The 15,891-nt window shown below is 33.3% G+C and carries 24 protein-coding genes; all 24 read left to right on the top strand.

The genetic code is table 11. The features are described 5' to 3' along the window. Positions 1-369, top strand: coding sequence for a 50S ribosomal protein L14 (gene rplN, locus ACFQ0S_RS04200; protein ID WP_007803649.1), 369 nt, complete (start codon positions 1-3; stop codon positions 367-369). 11 nt (positions 370-380) lie between these two features. Beyond that, positions 381-695, top strand: coding sequence for a 50S ribosomal protein L24 (rplX, locus tag ACFQ0S_RS04195; RefSeq protein ID WP_379754304.1), 315 nt, complete (start codon positions 381-383; stop codon positions 693-695). A gap of 2 nt (positions 696-697) precedes the next feature. Beyond that, a complete protein-coding gene (gene rplE, locus ACFQ0S_RS04190; RefSeq protein WP_379754301.1) occupies positions 698-1,249 on the top strand; it encodes a 50S ribosomal protein L5 in 552 nt (183 codons plus the stop codon). Between the two features lie 3 nt (positions 1,250-1,252). Then, a complete protein-coding gene (rpsN, locus tag ACFQ0S_RS04185) occupies positions 1,253-1,522 on the top strand; it encodes a 30S ribosomal protein S14 (RefSeq protein ID WP_026707007.1) in 270 nt (89 codons plus the stop codon). A gap of 74 nt (positions 1,523-1,596) precedes the next feature. After that, positions 1,597-1,995: a 30S ribosomal protein S8 gene (gene rpsH / locus ACFQ0S_RS04180; RefSeq protein WP_077377752.1), complete on the top strand. Its 399-nt coding sequence runs from the start codon at positions 1,597-1,599 to the stop codon at positions 1,993-1,995. Between the two features lie 18 nt (positions 1,996-2,013). Continuing rightward, positions 2,014-2,556, top strand: a complete 543-nt coding sequence (rplF, locus tag ACFQ0S_RS04175) for a 50S ribosomal protein L6 (RefSeq protein WP_379754298.1) — start codon at positions 2,014-2,016, stop codon at positions 2,554-2,556. A gap of 13 nt (positions 2,557-2,569) precedes the next feature. After that, a complete protein-coding gene (gene rplR / locus ACFQ0S_RS04170) occupies positions 2,570-2,920 on the top strand; it encodes a 50S ribosomal protein L18 (protein ID WP_379754295.1) in 351 nt (116 codons plus the stop codon). A gap of 6 nt (positions 2,921-2,926) precedes the next feature. Beyond that, a complete protein-coding gene (rpsE, locus tag ACFQ0S_RS04165; RefSeq protein ID WP_151107583.1) occupies positions 2,927-3,451 on the top strand; it encodes a 30S ribosomal protein S5 in 525 nt (174 codons plus the stop codon). A 12-nt stretch (positions 3,452-3,463) separates the two neighbouring features. Continuing rightward, complete coding sequence (gene rpmD / locus ACFQ0S_RS04160; RefSeq protein ID WP_026706255.1) at positions 3,464-3,646, top strand: 50S ribosomal protein L30; 183 nt, start codon at positions 3,464-3,466, stop codon at positions 3,644-3,646. Positions 3,647-3,658: 12 nt separating this feature from the next. Further along, positions 3,659-4,111, top strand: a complete 453-nt coding sequence (rplO, locus tag ACFQ0S_RS04155; protein WP_151107585.1) for a 50S ribosomal protein L15 — start codon at positions 3,659-3,661, stop codon at positions 4,109-4,111. Positions 4,112-4,123: 12 nt separating this feature from the next. After that, the gene (gene secY / locus ACFQ0S_RS04150) at positions 4,124-5,467 is read left to right on the top strand and encodes a preprotein translocase subunit SecY (protein ID WP_379754290.1); all 1,344 of its coding nucleotides are present in this window, start codon (positions 4,124-4,126) and stop codon (positions 5,465-5,467) included. A 5-nt stretch (positions 5,468-5,472) separates the two neighbouring features. After that, entirely contained in the window at positions 5,473-5,688 is a 216-nt protein-coding gene (gene infA, locus ACFQ0S_RS04145; RefSeq protein ID WP_007136545.1) for a translation initiation factor IF-1, read from the top strand. A gap of 92 nt (positions 5,689-5,780) precedes the next feature. Next, positions 5,781-5,897, top strand: a complete 117-nt coding sequence (gene ykgO, locus ACFQ0S_RS04140) for a type B 50S ribosomal protein L36 (protein WP_073370549.1) — start codon at positions 5,781-5,783, stop codon at positions 5,895-5,897. Positions 5,898-5,899: 2 nt separating this feature from the next. Next, entirely contained in the window at positions 5,900-6,274 is a 375-nt protein-coding gene (gene rpsM, locus ACFQ0S_RS04135) for a 30S ribosomal protein S13 (RefSeq protein ID WP_379754287.1), read from the top strand. 8 nt (positions 6,275-6,282) lie between these two features. Further along, on the top strand, positions 6,283-6,666 hold the full coding sequence (gene rpsK, locus ACFQ0S_RS04130; protein ID WP_024981527.1) for a 30S ribosomal protein S11: 384 nt from the start codon (positions 6,283-6,285) through the stop codon (positions 6,664-6,666). 91 nt (positions 6,667-6,757) lie between these two features. After that, a complete protein-coding gene (gene rpsD, locus ACFQ0S_RS04125; protein ID WP_379754282.1) occupies positions 6,758-7,363 on the top strand; it encodes a 30S ribosomal protein S4 in 606 nt (201 codons plus the stop codon). A 20-nt stretch (positions 7,364-7,383) separates the two neighbouring features. Continuing rightward, complete coding sequence (locus tag ACFQ0S_RS04120; RefSeq protein ID WP_379754279.1) at positions 7,384-8,376, top strand: DNA-directed RNA polymerase subunit alpha; 993 nt, start codon at positions 7,384-7,386, stop codon at positions 8,374-8,376. 62 nt (positions 8,377-8,438) lie between these two features. After that, positions 8,439-8,963 (top strand): 50S ribosomal protein L17, encoded by a 525-nt coding sequence (gene rplQ, locus ACFQ0S_RS04115; protein ID WP_379754276.1) that lies wholly within the window; start codon positions 8,439-8,441, stop codon positions 8,961-8,963. Between the two features lie 172 nt (positions 8,964-9,135). Next, positions 9,136-10,245 carry a glutamine-hydrolyzing carbamoyl-phosphate synthase small subunit gene (gene carA, locus ACFQ0S_RS04110; RefSeq protein WP_379754273.1) on the top strand — a complete coding sequence of 370 codons (1,110 nt, stop codon included), beginning with the start codon at positions 9,136-9,138 and terminating at the stop codon, positions 10,243-10,245. 105 nt (positions 10,246-10,350) lie between these two features. Next, a complete protein-coding gene (gene eno / locus ACFQ0S_RS04105) occupies positions 10,351-11,643 on the top strand; it encodes a phosphopyruvate hydratase (RefSeq protein WP_379754270.1) in 1,293 nt (430 codons plus the stop codon). A 584-nt stretch (positions 11,644-12,227) separates the two neighbouring features. Continuing rightward, entirely contained in the window at positions 12,228-13,511 is a 1,284-nt protein-coding gene (locus ACFQ0S_RS04100; protein WP_379754267.1) for a citrate synthase, read from the top strand. Positions 13,512-13,594: 83 nt separating this feature from the next. Continuing rightward, entirely contained in the window at positions 13,595-14,509 is a 915-nt protein-coding gene (locus ACFQ0S_RS04095; RefSeq protein WP_379754263.1) for a dimethylarginine dimethylaminohydrolase family protein, read from the top strand. Positions 14,510-14,535: 26 nt separating this feature from the next. Further along, entirely contained in the window at positions 14,536-15,471 is a 936-nt protein-coding gene (gene ctlX, locus ACFQ0S_RS04090; RefSeq protein WP_379754260.1) for a citrulline utilization hydrolase CtlX, read from the top strand. Positions 15,472-15,505: 34 nt separating this feature from the next. Further along, positions 15,506-15,871, top strand: coding sequence for a CoA-binding protein (locus tag ACFQ0S_RS04085; RefSeq protein WP_379754257.1), 366 nt, complete (start codon positions 15,506-15,508; stop codon positions 15,869-15,871). Positions 15,872-15,891 lie beyond the last annotated feature (20 nt).

Raw genomic sequence — 15,891 nt, 5'->3', positions numbered from 1 at the left:
ATGGTACAACAAGAATCAAGACTAAAAGTAGCAGATAACACAGGAGCTAAAGAAGTTTTAACTATCCGTGTTTTAGGAGGTACCAAAAGAAGGTATGCCTCTGTTGGTGACAAGATTGTAGTATCTATTAAAGATGCAACTCCAAACGGTAACGTTAAAAAAGGAGCTGTTTCAACTGCAGTTGTTGTACGTACCAAAAAAGAAGTGAGAAGAGCCGACGGTTCATACATTAGATTTGATGACAACGCATGTGTGTTATTGAATGCTGCTGGTGAAATGAGAGGAACTCGTGTTTTTGGTCCAGTAGCAAGAGAACTTCGTGAAAAACAATTCATGAAAATTGTATCATTAGCACCAGAGGTGCTTTAATTAGTTGCAAGATGATAAAGCTAAAAATAAAATCAGGAGATATTGTTAGGGTAATTGCTGGAGACCATAAAGGTTCCGAAGGTAAAGTTCTAAAAGTAGATCGTGAAAAGAATAAAGCGGTTGTTGAAGGTGTAAACATGGTTTCGAAACATACAAAACCAAGTGCTAAAAGCCCTCAAGGAGGAATCGTTAAGAAAGAGGCTCCAATTCAAATTTCAAATATATCTCTTATAGATCCTAAAACTAAGGAAACTACAAGAGTTGGAATTAGAGTTGAAGGAGATAAAAAAGTAAGATTTTCAAAAAAATCTAATCAAGTATTATAGTAATGGCTTATATACCTAGACTAAAAGAGGAGTATAAGAACAGAGTAATCTCTGCTCTTAAAGAAGAATTCGGATACAAAAACGTAATGCAAGTTCCTAAATTGGAAAAAATCGTTTTAAGTAAAGGAGTTGGTGCTGCAGTATCTGACAAAAAACTAATTGACTATGCAGTTGATGAGTTAACGAAGATAACTGGACAAAAAGCTTTGGCTACAATATCAAAGAAAGACGTTGCGTCTTTTAAATTGAGAAGAGGGATGCCAATTGGAGCTAAAGTGACTTTACGTGGAGAAAGAATGTATGAGTTTCTTGATAGATTAGTTACTTCCGCTTTACCACGTGTACGTGATTTTAGCGGAATTAAAGCTACTGGTTTTGACGGAAGAGGAAACTATAACCTTGGGGTTTTAGAACAAATCATTTTCCCTGAAATTGATATCGATAAAGTAAATAAAATTTCTGGAATGGACATTACATTTGTTACTACTGCAAAAACAGATAAGGAAGCAAAATCGTTATTGGCTGAACTAGGATTACCTTTTAAAAAGAATTAAGATATGGCTAAAGAATCAATGAAAGCTCGTGAGGTGAAGAGAGAAAAAACGGTAGCAAAATATGCTGAGAAAAGAAAAGCTTTGTTAGAAGCTGGAGATTTCGTAGGTTTGCAAAAATTACCAAAAAACGCTTCGCCAGTTCGTTTACACAACCGTTGTAAGTTAACAGGTAGACCAAGAGGGTATATGCGTCAATTCGGTATTTCACGTGTTACATTTCGTGAAATGGCAAACAACGGGTTAATTCCTGGTGTTAAAAAAGCGAGTTGGTAATCAAACATTTATAAATTGGTTTCAGGTTCGATAGAATAGTTTTTATCGAAAACCAAAACCGCAAATCAATAAACATGTATACAGATCCTATTGCAGATTATTTGACGAGAGTTAGAAATGCTGTGGCTGCAAACCACAAAGTTGTCGAAATTCCAGCATCTAATCTAAAAAAAGAAATAACAAAGATCTTGTTTGATCAAGGTTATATCTTAAGTTACAAATTTGAAGATAATGCCGTTCAAGGTTCTATCAAAATTGCTTTAAAGTATGATAAAGATACTAAAGAGCCAGTAATAAAAGATATCCAAAGAATTAGTAAACCAGGTTTACGTAAATATGCGGGTGCTTCTAAAATACCAAGAATTCTTAACGGATTAGGTATTGCTATTGTTTCTACATCAAAAGGTTTGATGACAGGAAAACAAGCCAAACAACTTAATGTTGGTGGTGAAGTAATTTGTTACGTATACTAATTTTAAAGACCAAATAAGATGTCAAGAATAGGTAAAAATCCCATTGTAATCCCTACCGGAGTGACTGTTGAAGTTGCAAATGGTATTATTACAGTAAAAGGTAAAGGTGGTCAACTTACACAGGAGTTCTCGGACGTAACTGTAACAGTTGAAGACGGTCAAGTTCTAGTTGAAAGATCATCTGATCATAAAGACGAAAGAGCTAAACACGGATTATATAGATCATTAATCAATAATATGATTATCGGTGTATCTGAAGGTTTTACAAAATCTCTAGAATTAGTAGGAGTTGGTTATAGAGCTTCAAATCAAGGTCAAAAACTTGATTTAGCTTTAGGGTTTTCTCACAATATTATTTTAGAAGTTGCTCCAGAAGTAGCTGTTGAGACTATTTCAGAGAAAGGTAAAAATCCAATAGTAAAATTAACATCATTTGACAAGCAACTTTTAGGTCAAGTAGCTGCGAAAATCAGAGGTTTCCGTAAGCCAGAACCATACAAAGGAAAAGGTGTTAAATTTGTAGGAGAAGTATTAAGAAGAAAAGCAGGTAAATCAGCTTAAAAAATTTAAGATTATGTCATTAACAAAATCTGATAGAAGACAGAGAATTAGATTCAGAATTAGAAAAATTGTAAGCGGAACTGCTGCAAAACCTAGATTATCTGTATTTAGAAGTAACAAAGAAATTTATGCTCAACTTATAGATGACGTAAACGGTGTTACTTTATTAGCTGCATCTTCAAGAGAAAAAGGAGTAAGTAAAGGTACAAACGTTGAAATAGCAACTGCAGTTGGAAAATTAGTTGCTGAAAAAGCGTTAAAAGCTGGTATAGAAAATGTTACTTTCGATAGAGGAGGTTATTTATATCACGGTCGTATTCAATCATTAGCAGAAGGCGCGAGAGCAGCTGGACTTAAATTCTAATATAGTATGTCTAATAAATACAAAAGTATAGAGTTAGTAAAACCGAGTGGTCTTGAATTAAAAGATCGTTTGGTAAGTGTGAATCGTGTTACTAAAGTTACAAAAGGAGGTAGAGCTTTTGGTTTTTCTGCTATTGTAGTTGTAGGTGATGAAAACGGAGTAGTTGGTCACGGATTAGGAAAATCTAAAGACGTTTCTGAAGCAATTGCAAAAGCAGTAGAAGATGCTAAGAAAAATTTAGTAAAAATTCCTTTGAATGGTCAATCTGTTCCTCACGAACAAAAAGGTAAATTTGGTGGTGCACGTGTATTCTTAATTCCTGCTTCTCATGGTACAGGAGTTATTGCTGGTGGAGCCGTTCGTTCGGTTCTTGAATCAGTAGGGATTCATGATGTATTATCAAAATCTCAAGGATCATCAAATCCTCACAACGTAGTAAAAGCAACCTTTGATGCATTATTGCAAATGCGAAGTGCTTACACTGTTGCGAAACAAAGAGGTGTTTCTTTAGAAAAAGTTTTTAAAGGTTAATTCAAGGAAATTATGGCTAAATTATTAGTAAAACAAGTTAGAAGTAAAATCAACTGTCCTCTTACTCAAAAGAGAGGATTAGAGGCTTTAGGTCTTCGTAAAATGGGACAAGTTGTTGAGCATGATTCAAATCCTGCAATCCTTGGTATGATAAATAAAGTAAAACACTTAGTTTCTGTTGAAGAAGCTAAATAACAAATTATAGTTATGAATTTAAGTAACTTACAACCTGCTGAAGGTGCTACTCACAATCAAAATAAAAGATTAGGTAGAGGAGAAGGTTCTGGTAAAGGTGGTACTTCTGCAAGAGGTCATAAAGGAGCAAAATCTCGTTCTGGATATTCTAAAAAGATTGGTTTTGAAGGTGGTCAAATGCCATTACAAAGACGTGTGCCTAAGTTTGGTTTCACAAACATCAATCGTAAAGAATACGAAGGTGTTAATCTTGATACATTACAATTATTAGTAGATAATGGTATTGTTACTGATGCAGTTGATATGACTGTATATGTTTCAAATCGTTTGGCAACTAAAAATGAAATCGTAAAGATTTTAGGTCGTGGTGAATTGAAAGCAAAATTAAAAGTATCTGCTCACAAATTTACTGCTACAGCTAAGGCGGCTATTGAAGCAGCTGGTGGAGAAGCAGTAACACTATAACTTTCTAGTACGATGAAGAATTTTTTTGAATCATTAGCCAATATTTGGAAAATCGAAGAACTTAAAAATCGAATTCTAATTACATTAGGTATTCTTTTAGTTTATCGTTTTGGTGCACATGTAACACTTCCAGGTATTGATGCAACTCAATTAAGTAGCTTGAGTGGGCAGACAGAAAAAGGTATTGGTTCAATACTAGATATGTTTACCGGTGGTGCTTTTTCAAAAGCTTCAGTTTTTGCTCTAGGAATTATGCCTTATATTTCGGCTTCTATTGTGGTTCAGTTAATGGGAATAGCTATTCCTTATTTACAAAAATTACAAAAAGATGGTGAAAGTGGCAGAAAAAAAATCAATCAGATTACTCGTTGGTTAACTATTGCAATTACACTAGTTCAAGGTCCTGGCTATATTTATAATTTATACAGAACTTTACCAAACAATGCTTTTTTATTAGGATTTGATTCATTTTCATTCTTGTTTTCATCAGTTTTAATTTTAACTACAGGTACAATTTTTGCCATGTGGTTAGGAGAAAAAATTACTGATAAAGGAATTGGAAACGGAATCTCTCTTTTAATTATGGTTGGTATTTTAGCAAGATTGCCACAAGCGTTTATTCAAGAATTTTCATCTACTATAACAAACAACAATGGTGGTCCAATGTTATTGGTAATCGAGGTAATAGTTTGGCTTTTAGTTATTATTGCTTGTGTTTTATTGGTAATGGCAGTTAGAAAAATTCCTGTACAATATGCTCGTAGAACAACAACGGGTGATTTTGAAGCAGATATGATGGGTGGTAACCGACAATGGATTCCTTTAAAGTTAAATGCTTCTGGAGTTATGCCAATTATTTTTGCGCAAGCTATTATGTTTATACCAGCAGCTTTAGCAGGATTATCTCAATCAGAAACTTCCCAGTCTATTGCAGGAGCTTTTAGTAATATGTTTGGATTTTGGTATAATTTTGTATTTGCTACTTTAATAGTTGTTTTTACATTCTTTTACACTGCAATTACAGTTCCTACAAACAAAATGGCTGATGATTTAAAAAGAAGTGGTGGATTTATTCCTGGGGTTAAGCCTGGAGTTGATACTTCAGATTTTTTAGATCACATTATGTCTTTAATTACTTTTCCAGGTTCATTATTTCTGGCGCTAATAGCTGTGTTCCCAGCAATTGTAGTTAGTTTTGGTGTGCAACAATCTTGGGCAATGTTTTTTGGAGGAACGTCATTAATAATTATGGTTGGTGTTGCCATAGATACTATGCAACAAATTAATTCCTACTTATTAAACAAACATTATGACGGTTTGATGAAGAGTGGTAAAAATAGAAAAGCAGTAGCTTAATTTTTATGGCAAAACAATCAGCAATAGAACAAGACGGTTCGATAATTGAAGCATTATCTAATGCCATGTTCCGTGTAGAATTAGAGAATGGACATATTGTAATAGCACATATTTCTGGTAAAATGCGTATGCATTACATCAAATTGTTACCTGGTGATAAAGTTAAACTAGAAATGAGCCCTTACGATTTGTCTAAAGCAAGAATTACTTATAGGTATTAAATTGCAATTAGTGATTAGTAATTAACAATTAGCTAAATTAATTTATTGCTATTTGTAAAAAGCTAAAAGCAAAAGCTAAAAGTTTAAAAAAAATGAAAGTTAGAGCATCAGTTAAAAAAAGAAGTGCCGAGTGCAAAATTGTACGAAGAAAAGGCAGATTATACGTAATCAACAAAAAGAATCCTAGATTTAAACAAAGACAAGGATAATTATGGCAAGAATAGCAGGGGTAGATGTCCCAAAAAACAAAAGAGGAGTTATCGCTTTAACCTATATCTTCGGAATTGGTAAAAGTAGAGCAATTGAGATTTTAGAAAAAGCTCAAGTTAGCCAAGATATTAAAGTACAAGATTGGAATGATGATCAGATTGGAGCAATCCGTGATGCTGTGTCATTTTTCAAAATTGAAGGAGAGCTACGTTCAGAAGTTTCTTTAAACATTAAACGTTTAATGGATATTGGATGTTATAGAGGTATCCGTCATAGATCTGGTCTTCCGTTAAGAGGACAAAGAACTAAGAATAACTCTAGAACAAGAAAAGGGAAAAGAAAAACTGTTGCAAACAAGAAAAAAGCAACTAAATAATAAGTAATATGGCAAAAGCAACTGCAAAAAAACGTAAAGTTATCGTTGAATCAACTGGAGAAGCTCATATTTCTGCGACCTTCAATAATATCATTATTTCGTTAACGAATAAAAAAGGTGAAGTTATTTCATGGTCTTCAGCTGGTAAAATGGGTTTTAGAGGTTCTAAAAAGAATACTCCATATGCAGCTCAAATGGCAGCAGAAGATTGTAGCAAAGTAGCTCTAGAAGCTGGGCTTAAAAAAGTAAAAGTATATGTTAAAGGACCAGGAAACGGACGTGAGTCTGCAATTCGTTCTTTACATAATGGTGGAATTGAGGTAACTGAGATTATCGATGTTACTCCAATGCCTCACAATGGATGTCGTCCTCCTAAAAGACGTAGAGTTTAATACTCAAAGTAATTATAGTATAACATAGATAGATTATAGATTATCGAAGGATAAGACCTGAATTCATAATCTCTATCTTAAAAAATTTAAAATGGCAAGATATACTGGTCCAAGTACAAGAATCGCAAGAAAATTTGGTGAAGCTATTTTCGGTGACGATAAAGCTTTCGAAAAAAGAAATTACCCTCCTGGACAACACGGGATGGCAAAAAAAAGAGGAAAAAAGTCTGAGTATGCTGTTCAGTTAATGGAAAAGCAAAAAGCTAAATATTCTTACGGAATTTTAGAAAAACAGTTCAGAAATTTATTTGAAAAAGCAGCTGCATCGAAAGGTGTAACTGGTGAAATTTTACTTCAATTGTGTGAAGCAAGATTAGATAACGTTGTTTTTAGAATGGGTATTGCTCCTTCTAGAAGAGGTGCTCGTCAAATCGTTTCGCACAGACACATTACAGTAAATGGAGAATTGGTAAACATTCCTTCTTATCACCTAAAACCAGGTGATGTAGTTGCTGTTCGTGAAAAATCTAAATCTTTAGAGGCTATCGAGCGTTCTTTATCAAATTCTTCTCATGTTTATGAATGGATTACATGGAATAATGATACTAAATCAGGAACTTTTGTTACTGTTCCTGCTAGACTTCAAATTCCAGAAAATATTAAAGAACAGTTAATCGTCGAATTGTACAACAAATAATAATTGACTTAGTCGAAATTATGGCAATATTTAATTTTCAGAAGCCCGATAAAGTTATCATGATCGATTCAACCGATTTTGAAGGTAAATTTGAGTTTAGACCTTTAGAACCTGGTTACGGATTGACCGTTGGTAATGCACTTAGAAGAGTTATGCTTTCTGCTTTAGAAGGATACGCAATCACATCTGTTCGTATAGAAGGTGTAGATCACGAATTTTCAACTATTTCAGGAGTTGTTGAAGACGTAACTGAAATCATTTTGAACTTGAAACAAGTACGTTTCAAACGTCAAATTGAAGATATAGATAACGAATCAGTTACTATCTCTATTTCAGGTAAAGATCAACTAACCGCTGGTGATTTTCAAAAATTTATTTCTGGTTTCCAAGTACTGAACCCAGAGCTAGTTATTTGTAACTTAGATTCTAAAATCAAATTGAGTTTAGAATTAACCATCGAAAAAGGTAGAGGTTATGTTCCCGCAGAAGAGAACAAAAAACAAAACGCAGCTATAGGAACTATTTTTACAGATTCTATTTTTACTCCTGTTAAGAATGTAAAATATGCTATCGAAAATTTCCGTGTGGAGCAAAAAACAGATTATGAAAAATTAGTTTTTGAAATTAAAACTGATGGTTCAATTAATCCTAAAGATGCTTTAACTGAAGCTGCCAAAGTGTTAATACACCACTTTATGTTGTTTTCTGATGAAAGAATTACTCTTGAAGCTGATGAAATTGCTCAAACTGAATCGTATGATGAAGAGTCATTGCATATGAGACAATTGCTTAAAACAAAATTAGTCGATATGGATTTATCTGTAAGAGCTTTAAATTGTTTAAAAGCAGCAGAAGTTGATACACTTGGAGATTTAGTATCTTTTAATAAAAACGACCTAATGAAATTCCGTAATTTCGGTAAAAAATCTTTAACAGAACTAGATGAACTAGTGGCTATTAAAAATTTGAACTTCGGAATGGATTTAGCAAAATACAAATTAGATAAAGAGTAAATTACTTCATATTTTGCTCTCCAAAGCGGATTGTAGCAAGATGAAGTTTAAAAAAATATGTCATGAGACACGGAAAAAAATTCAATCACTTAAGCAGACAGACTGGACATAGAAAAGCTATGCTAGCTAATATGGCTTGTTCTCTTATAGAGCACAAGCGTATTAATACAACTGTTGCTAAAGCTAAAGCGCTTAAACAATTTGTTGAGCCGCTTATAACAAAATCAAAAGAAGATACAACTCATAACCGTCGTATCGTTTTCGCATACTTACGTAGCAAATATGCAGTAACTGACTTGTTCAGAGATGTAGCTTCAAAAGTAGGAGATCGCCCTGGTGGTTATACACGTATCATAAAAGTTGGAAATCGTCTAGGAGATAATGCTGATATGGCAATGATTGAGTTAGTAGATTTCAACGAATTGTACAACGGTGGTAAAAAAGAAGTTAAAAAAGCGAAAAGCCGTCGTGGTGGAAAAGCTAAAAAAGAGGATACTGCTGTTGAAGTGGCTCCTGAAGCAGTTGCTCCTGCTGATGCTCCAGAAGAATCAACTTCTGAAACTGATTCATCAGAAACTGAAAAATAATGAGAATTATTATTCAATAGAAATCAAGGATAAACTTTTAGTAGTTTGTCCTTTTTTTTATTTTTAATAGTGACCTATGCATTATTAAATTTGCAACGCAACAAATACTTTACAAATGCAACGAAGCATTGAGAAGTTCCATGAGGCAAATAAAAAACAATAACTACGACGAATGAAATACACAACACGACAAAAAGCCATACTGCTGCTAAGCGATGGAACCATATTTCATGGAAAATCCATAGGAATTAGCGGGACTACTTTTGGAGAAGTTTGCTTTAATACTGGAATGACAGGGTACCAAGAAATTTTTACCGACCCTTCTTATTTTGGTCAAATCATGGTGGCAACAAATCCTCACATTGGTAATTATGGTGTAAATAATAATGATGTAGAATCGGATTCAATTAAAATATCAGGATTGGTTTGTAAAAATTTTAGTTTTAATTATTCAAGATCAGATGCTTCAGAAAGTTTAGAAGACTATTTTATCAAACAAAATCTTATTTGCATTTCTGATGTAGATACACGTGCTCTAGTAAGTTATATAAGAGATAACGGAGCGATGAATGCTGTAATATGTACTGACGGAACAGCTGTTGAAGATTTGAAAAAACAATTAGCAAATGTTCCTGATATGAAAGGTTTAGAGCTGGCTTCTAAGGTCTCGACTAGAGAACCCTATTTTTTTGGTAATGAAAATGCAACATATAAAATTGCTGCTTTAGATTTAGGTATCAAAACCAATATACTTCGAAATCTAGCTAAAAGAGATTGTTATATAAAAGTTTTTCCTTTTGATTCTTCTTATTCAGATTTAGCAGCATTCAATCCGAATGGCTATTTCTTGTCAAACGGTCCTGGAGATCCTGACCCATTATTTAGTGCTATTGGTGTTGCAAAAGAAATTATAAAAAACAATAACCCTTTATTCGGAATATGTTTAGGGCACCAAGTTATAGCTTTAGCCAACGGCGTTTCTACTTACAAAATGTTTAACGGTCATAGAGGTATCAATCATCCAGTAAAAAACATCATTACTGGTAAAGGCGAAATTACTTCTCAGAATCATGGATTTGCTGTTAATAAAGAACAGTTAGAGAATAACGAAGTATTAGAAATCACACATTTACATCTTAACGATAATACGGTTGCTGGAATGAGAATGAAATATAAAAATTGTTTTTCAGTGCAATATCATCCAGAAGCTAGTCCGGGACCACACGATTCTAGTTATTTGTTTGACCAATTTGTGGAGAACATGAAATCTTCATTAAGCTAAATCGTTATCGTTAATAACATTCGATATTTTCACATTATCATTATTTTAATAGAATTATATTTGTAATACAAAAAATAGAGTATAAAATTTAAAAATCAATATATTATGAGCATTATTATCAAAGTTCACGCAAGACAAATTTTTGATTCAAGAGGTAATCCTACTATTGAGGTAGATGTAATAACAGAAAGTGGTGTTCTTGGTAGAGCAGCAGTTCCTTCCGGAGCTTCTACTGGAAAATTTGAAGCAGTTGAATTGCGTGACGGTGGAAAAGCTTTTTTAGGAAAAGGAGTTTTAAAAGCTGTTGAAAATGTAAATACAAAAATTGCAAGTGAACTAGTTGGAACTTCTGTTTTCGAACAAAATTTAATCGATCAAACTATGATTGATTTAGACGGAACTCCAAATAAAGCTAATCTTGGTGCAAATGCAATTTTAGGTGTTTCTCTTGCAGTTGCTAAAGCGGCGGCTAATGAATTGGGATTGCCTTTATATCGATATATTGGAGGTGTATCTGCAAACACTCTGCCAGTTCCTATGATGAATATTATCAATGGAGGTTCTCATTCTGACGCTCCTATTGCATTTCAAGAATTTATGATTTTTCCAGTGAAAGCAACATCTTTTTCTCACGCTATGCAAATGGGAACTGAAATTTTTCACAGTTTGAAAAAAGTTTTACACGACAGAGGTCTTTCTACTGCTGTTGGTGACGAAGGTGGTTTTGCCCCAAACTTAGCTGGTGGAACAGAAGATGCTTTAGACACTATTAAAAAAGCAGTTGAGAATGCTGGGTATAGTTTTGGTGACGAAATAATGATAGCTCTTGACTGTGCTGCATCTGAATTTTATGTTGACGGAAAATATGATTATTCAAAATTTGAAGGAGAAACAGGAAAAATAAGAACATCTGCCGAACAGGTTGATTATTTAGCAGGATTAGCAGCAAATTATCCAATCATTTCTATCGAAGACGGTATGGATGAAAATGACTGGGATGGATGGAAATTATTGACTGAAAAGATAGGAGATAAAGTACAATTAGTTGGTGATGATTTATTTGTAACTAATGTAGAGCGTCTATCAACAGGTATCGAAAAAGGAATCGCTAATTCTATATTAGTAAAAGTGAACCAAATCGGAACTTTAACTGAAACTATTGCAGCTGTAAATATGGCTAAAAATGCAGGGTATACATCAGTAATGTCACACCGTTCTGGAGAAACAGAAGACAACACTATTGCTGATTTAGCAGTGGCGTTAAACTGTGGACAAATAAAAACAGGATCAGCTTCTCGTTCAGATCGTATGGCAAAATACAATCAATTATTAAGAATTGAAGAAGAATTAGGAAATACAGCTTACTTTCCTGGATTGAAAGCTTTTAAACAAAAATAGAAGTTTAGAATTTATATTTTTAAAACCCTTTCAGAACTTATGTTTTGAAAGGGTTTTTTAATTTATATAATTTAAAGTCGTCATCAAATCGAGTGTTTTAATGCAATGGATTTTAAAATTCCTATATACATCACGGATGTATTCGGATAAATAGAGGTGGAGTTACGTAAACTGATATATAAAAACAATATATTCGGAAAAACAAAATGGAATATATTACTTATAAGTTACTATAGAAAAAGTAATTAGAATATATAAAATAGTAAAAAATGAATAATTCTACAAAGCCTGAATTTAATAGATTTAGGTCGCTTTGATTTCAAAATTATAAATTTTGAAAAGTACCAAGGGTAACTAATATAAAATGTGTATGATTTGATGTTTTAATAAGTGCCTCAACAGAGTAAATAAGCCTTCTCTTTCAATCCAACCCATTTTTTTAATGAGGTAAAATTTTTTATGAATTGAAAAAGTATTTTTATGTTATAATTAACGTATTCATGATTAAAATCATTTTTTAATTTGTGCTAAATTCCATAGATTTGTTAAATTATTATTTCAAAAGATAAATTACAGATTATATTATGTCAAAAACAGCAACACTAGAAATTGACGGCAAGAAATACGAGTTTCCATTAATTATAGGGAGTGAGAATGAAATAGCTATAGATATTAACAAGTTACGTGATTTATCAGGTGCGATTACATTGGATCGTGGCTATAAAAATTCAGGTTCTTGTCTAAGCGAAATAACTTTTCTAGATGGAGAAGAAGGGATTTTGCGTTACAGAGGATATTCTATAGAAGAGTTGGCAGAGAAAGCTCATTTTCTTGAAGTTTCTTATCTTTTAATTTTTGGTGAGTTACCTACAGCTGAGCAGTTGAAACAATACGAAACCGACATTAGAAAATATACTTTGGTAAACGAGGAAATGAAAAACATCATTGACGGTTTTCCAAAAACGGCTCATCCTATGGGAGTTTTATCTGCATTAACAAGTGCTTTAACTGCTTTTAATCCAAAAGCCGTCAATCCAGATAATCCAAAAGAGTTGTATGAATCGGTTTGCAAAATCATGGGTAAATTTTTGGTTATTGCCACTTGGACGTATAGGAAGACAATGGGGTATCCATTAAATTATTACGATAATACAAAAGGTTATGTAGAAAATTTCATGAATTTAATGTTTCATCTACCAACAGAGCCATACAAAGCCAATCCAATTATAGTAGATGCTTTAGATAAATTGTTTATACTTCATGCTGATCACGAGCAAAATTGTTCTACCTCTACAGTACGAATGGTGGGCTCTTCTCATGCAGGACTTTTTGCATCAATTTCTGCTGGAGCTTCGGCACTTTGGGGTCCATTACACGGTGGAGCAAATCAAGCGGTACTCGAAATGTTAGAAGAAATTCATGCACATGGAGGAGATACTGAAAAATACCTAGCGAAAGCAAAAGATAAAGATGATCCTTTCCGTCTAATGGGTTTTGGCCATAGAGTATATAAAAATTTTGATCCTAGAGCTAAAATCATTAAAAAAGCAGCCGATGAAGTATTAAGTACTTTAGGTGTTGATGATCCTATTTTAGAAATTGCAAAGAAATTAGAAGCAGCAGCACTTGTTGATGAGTATTTTGTTTCAAGAAAGTTATATCCAAACGTCGATTTTTACTCAGGAATTATATACAGAGCACTAGGAATTCCAACAGATATGTTTACGGTAATGTTTGCCATAGGTCGTTTACCAGGTTGGATTGCACAATGGAAAGAAATGCGAATCAATAAAGAACCAATAGGACGACCACGCCAAATTTATACAGGACATGCTTTTCGAGGATTTGTTCCAGTTGACAAGAGATAATTTGTTTAAATAATTTATATATTTAAAAAGCTTCTTCTAATCGAGAAGCTTTTTTATCTTTGATACACTATTAATAACCACTTATGCTACAATTAAATATTAAGGACGAAACAGCACGATTAAGAGCAGTTGTTCTTGGTTCGGCAATAAACAACGGACCTACTCCAAGTATAGATGAAGCATACGACCCTAAATCTTTAGAACATATTTTAGCAGGAACTTATCCAGTCGAAGCTAATATGGTTAAAGAAATGGAAGCATTTTATCAAGTATTTAAAAAATATGATGTTACTGTTTATAGGCCAGAAATGATTGAAAACTACAATCAAATTTTTGCGAGAGATATTGGTTTTGTGATTGATGATATTTTTTTTAAATCTAATATTCTTCCAGATAGAGAAAGAGAATTAGAGGCTATTCAATACATTATTAATGAAATGAATCCTGAAAAAGTGGTTCGCCCGCCTGAAGAAGTTCACATTGAAGGCGGTGATGTCATGCTCTGGAATGAATACATATTTATAGGAACCTATAAAGGAAGCGATTATAAAGATTACATTACTGCAAGAACAAATACGGCAGGAGTACATTTTATAAAAGAATTTTTTCCAAATAAAATAGTGAAAGAATTCGATTTGGTAAAATCTAAAATTGAAGCTCGAGATAATGCTTTGCATTTAGATTGTTGCTTTCAACCTGTTGGTGTGGATAAAGGAATTATTTACAAAAGAGGCTTTCGAGAAGAAGCCGATTATCTATTCTTAGTTAAACTGTTCGGAAAAGAAAACCTTTTTCATATTACTAGAGAAGAAATGTATCATATGAATTCGAATGTTTTTTCAATAGCTCCAAACGTGGTTGTTTCAGAACGAAATTTCACTAGATTAAATAATTGGCTTAGAAGTAGCGGATTTATTGTAGAGGAAATTCCATATGCAGAAATTGCCAAACAAGAGGGGTTATTAAGATGTTCTACCTTGCCTTTAATTAGAGATTAATCTTTATAAAACATACAACCAATACCATGAAACAAACTACAAACTCCATCCTAATGATTCGCCCGGTAGCATTTAGAATGAACGAACAAACCGCAGTTAATAATTATTATCAAAAAGTAATTGATACTTTATCGCCAGCTACAGTAAATGCCAAAGCGCAGGAAGAGTTTGATACTTTTGTCAACAAACTTCGTTTGGTAGGAGTAGATGTCACAGTTGTAGAAGACACATTGCAACCAGATACTCCTGACAGTATTTTCCCTAATAATTGGATTTCTTTTCACGAAGAGGGTGATGTAGCTATGTATCCTATGTTTGCCAAAAACCGACGTAAAGAGCGCCGTGAAGATGTTTTAGATATGCTAGAAGACAAAGGGTTTATAATCAACGAAATCATGGATTATACTGAAGCCGAGGACGATGGTTATTTCTTAGAAGGTACTGGAAGTATGGTTTTAGATAGAGAAAATGGTAAAGCTTATTGTGCATTATCACCACGAGCTGATGAAGAATTGTTCATAGAGTTCTGTGAAGATTTTGAATACAGCCCAGTAATTTTCGAAGCATTTCAAACCATAAACGGGGAACGAAAATTGATTTATCATACCAATGTAATGATGAGTGTTTGTGAAACATTTGCAATTATTTGTGCCGATTGTATCGATGACAAAAAAGAACGTAAAATGGTTTTGGACAGCTTAAGGGGAGATGAAAAAGAAGTGATACTAATTACAGAAGATCAAGTAAATAGTTTTGCAGGAAACATGCTTGAGGTAAAAGGCACCGATGATCGAAGATATTTAGTAATGAGTACAGCAGCATATAAAAGTCTTACCAAAAAACAAATCGCACAAATAGAGGAGCATGTAACTATTTTAAGTTCTAGCCTTGATACTATCGAAGCGTGCGGTGGAGGTAGTGCAAGATGTATGATGGCTGAGGTTTTTTTGCCAAAAGAATAAAAAATTAACTATTCCTTTTTTGTACGTTTGCATTATGAAAAATAAAAAAACATTGGTTTTAGGAGCAACCTCAAAACCAGATAAATATGCTTATTTGGCAATTACAATGCTTGTAGACAAAGGACATTCAGTACTTGCAATAGGTCAAAATGCTGGCGAAGTTGCTGGAATTAAAATTCAAACCAAAGCTATTCCCCTAAAAAATATAGATACCGTAACGTTGTATTTAAACCCAGATCGTCAACGTGATTATTACAATTATATCGTTGAGGCAAAACCTAAACGTGTTATTTTTAACCCCGGGACTGAAAATCCAGAATTCTACCAATTATTACAATTGAATAACATTAAAGTTGAAATAGCTTGTACATTGGTTTTATTAACAACTAATCAATATTAGATTTTTCAGGAGCTAATCCT

It is taken from the genome of Flavobacterium myungsuense (assembly GCF_042677265.1).
GTDB classification, from domain to species: Bacteria; Bacteroidota; Bacteroidia; order Flavobacteriales; family Flavobacteriaceae; genus Flavobacterium; species Flavobacterium myungsuense.
Note: the sequence above shows the minus strand (reverse complement) of the source record. Positions and strands in the feature narration are given on the sequence as shown.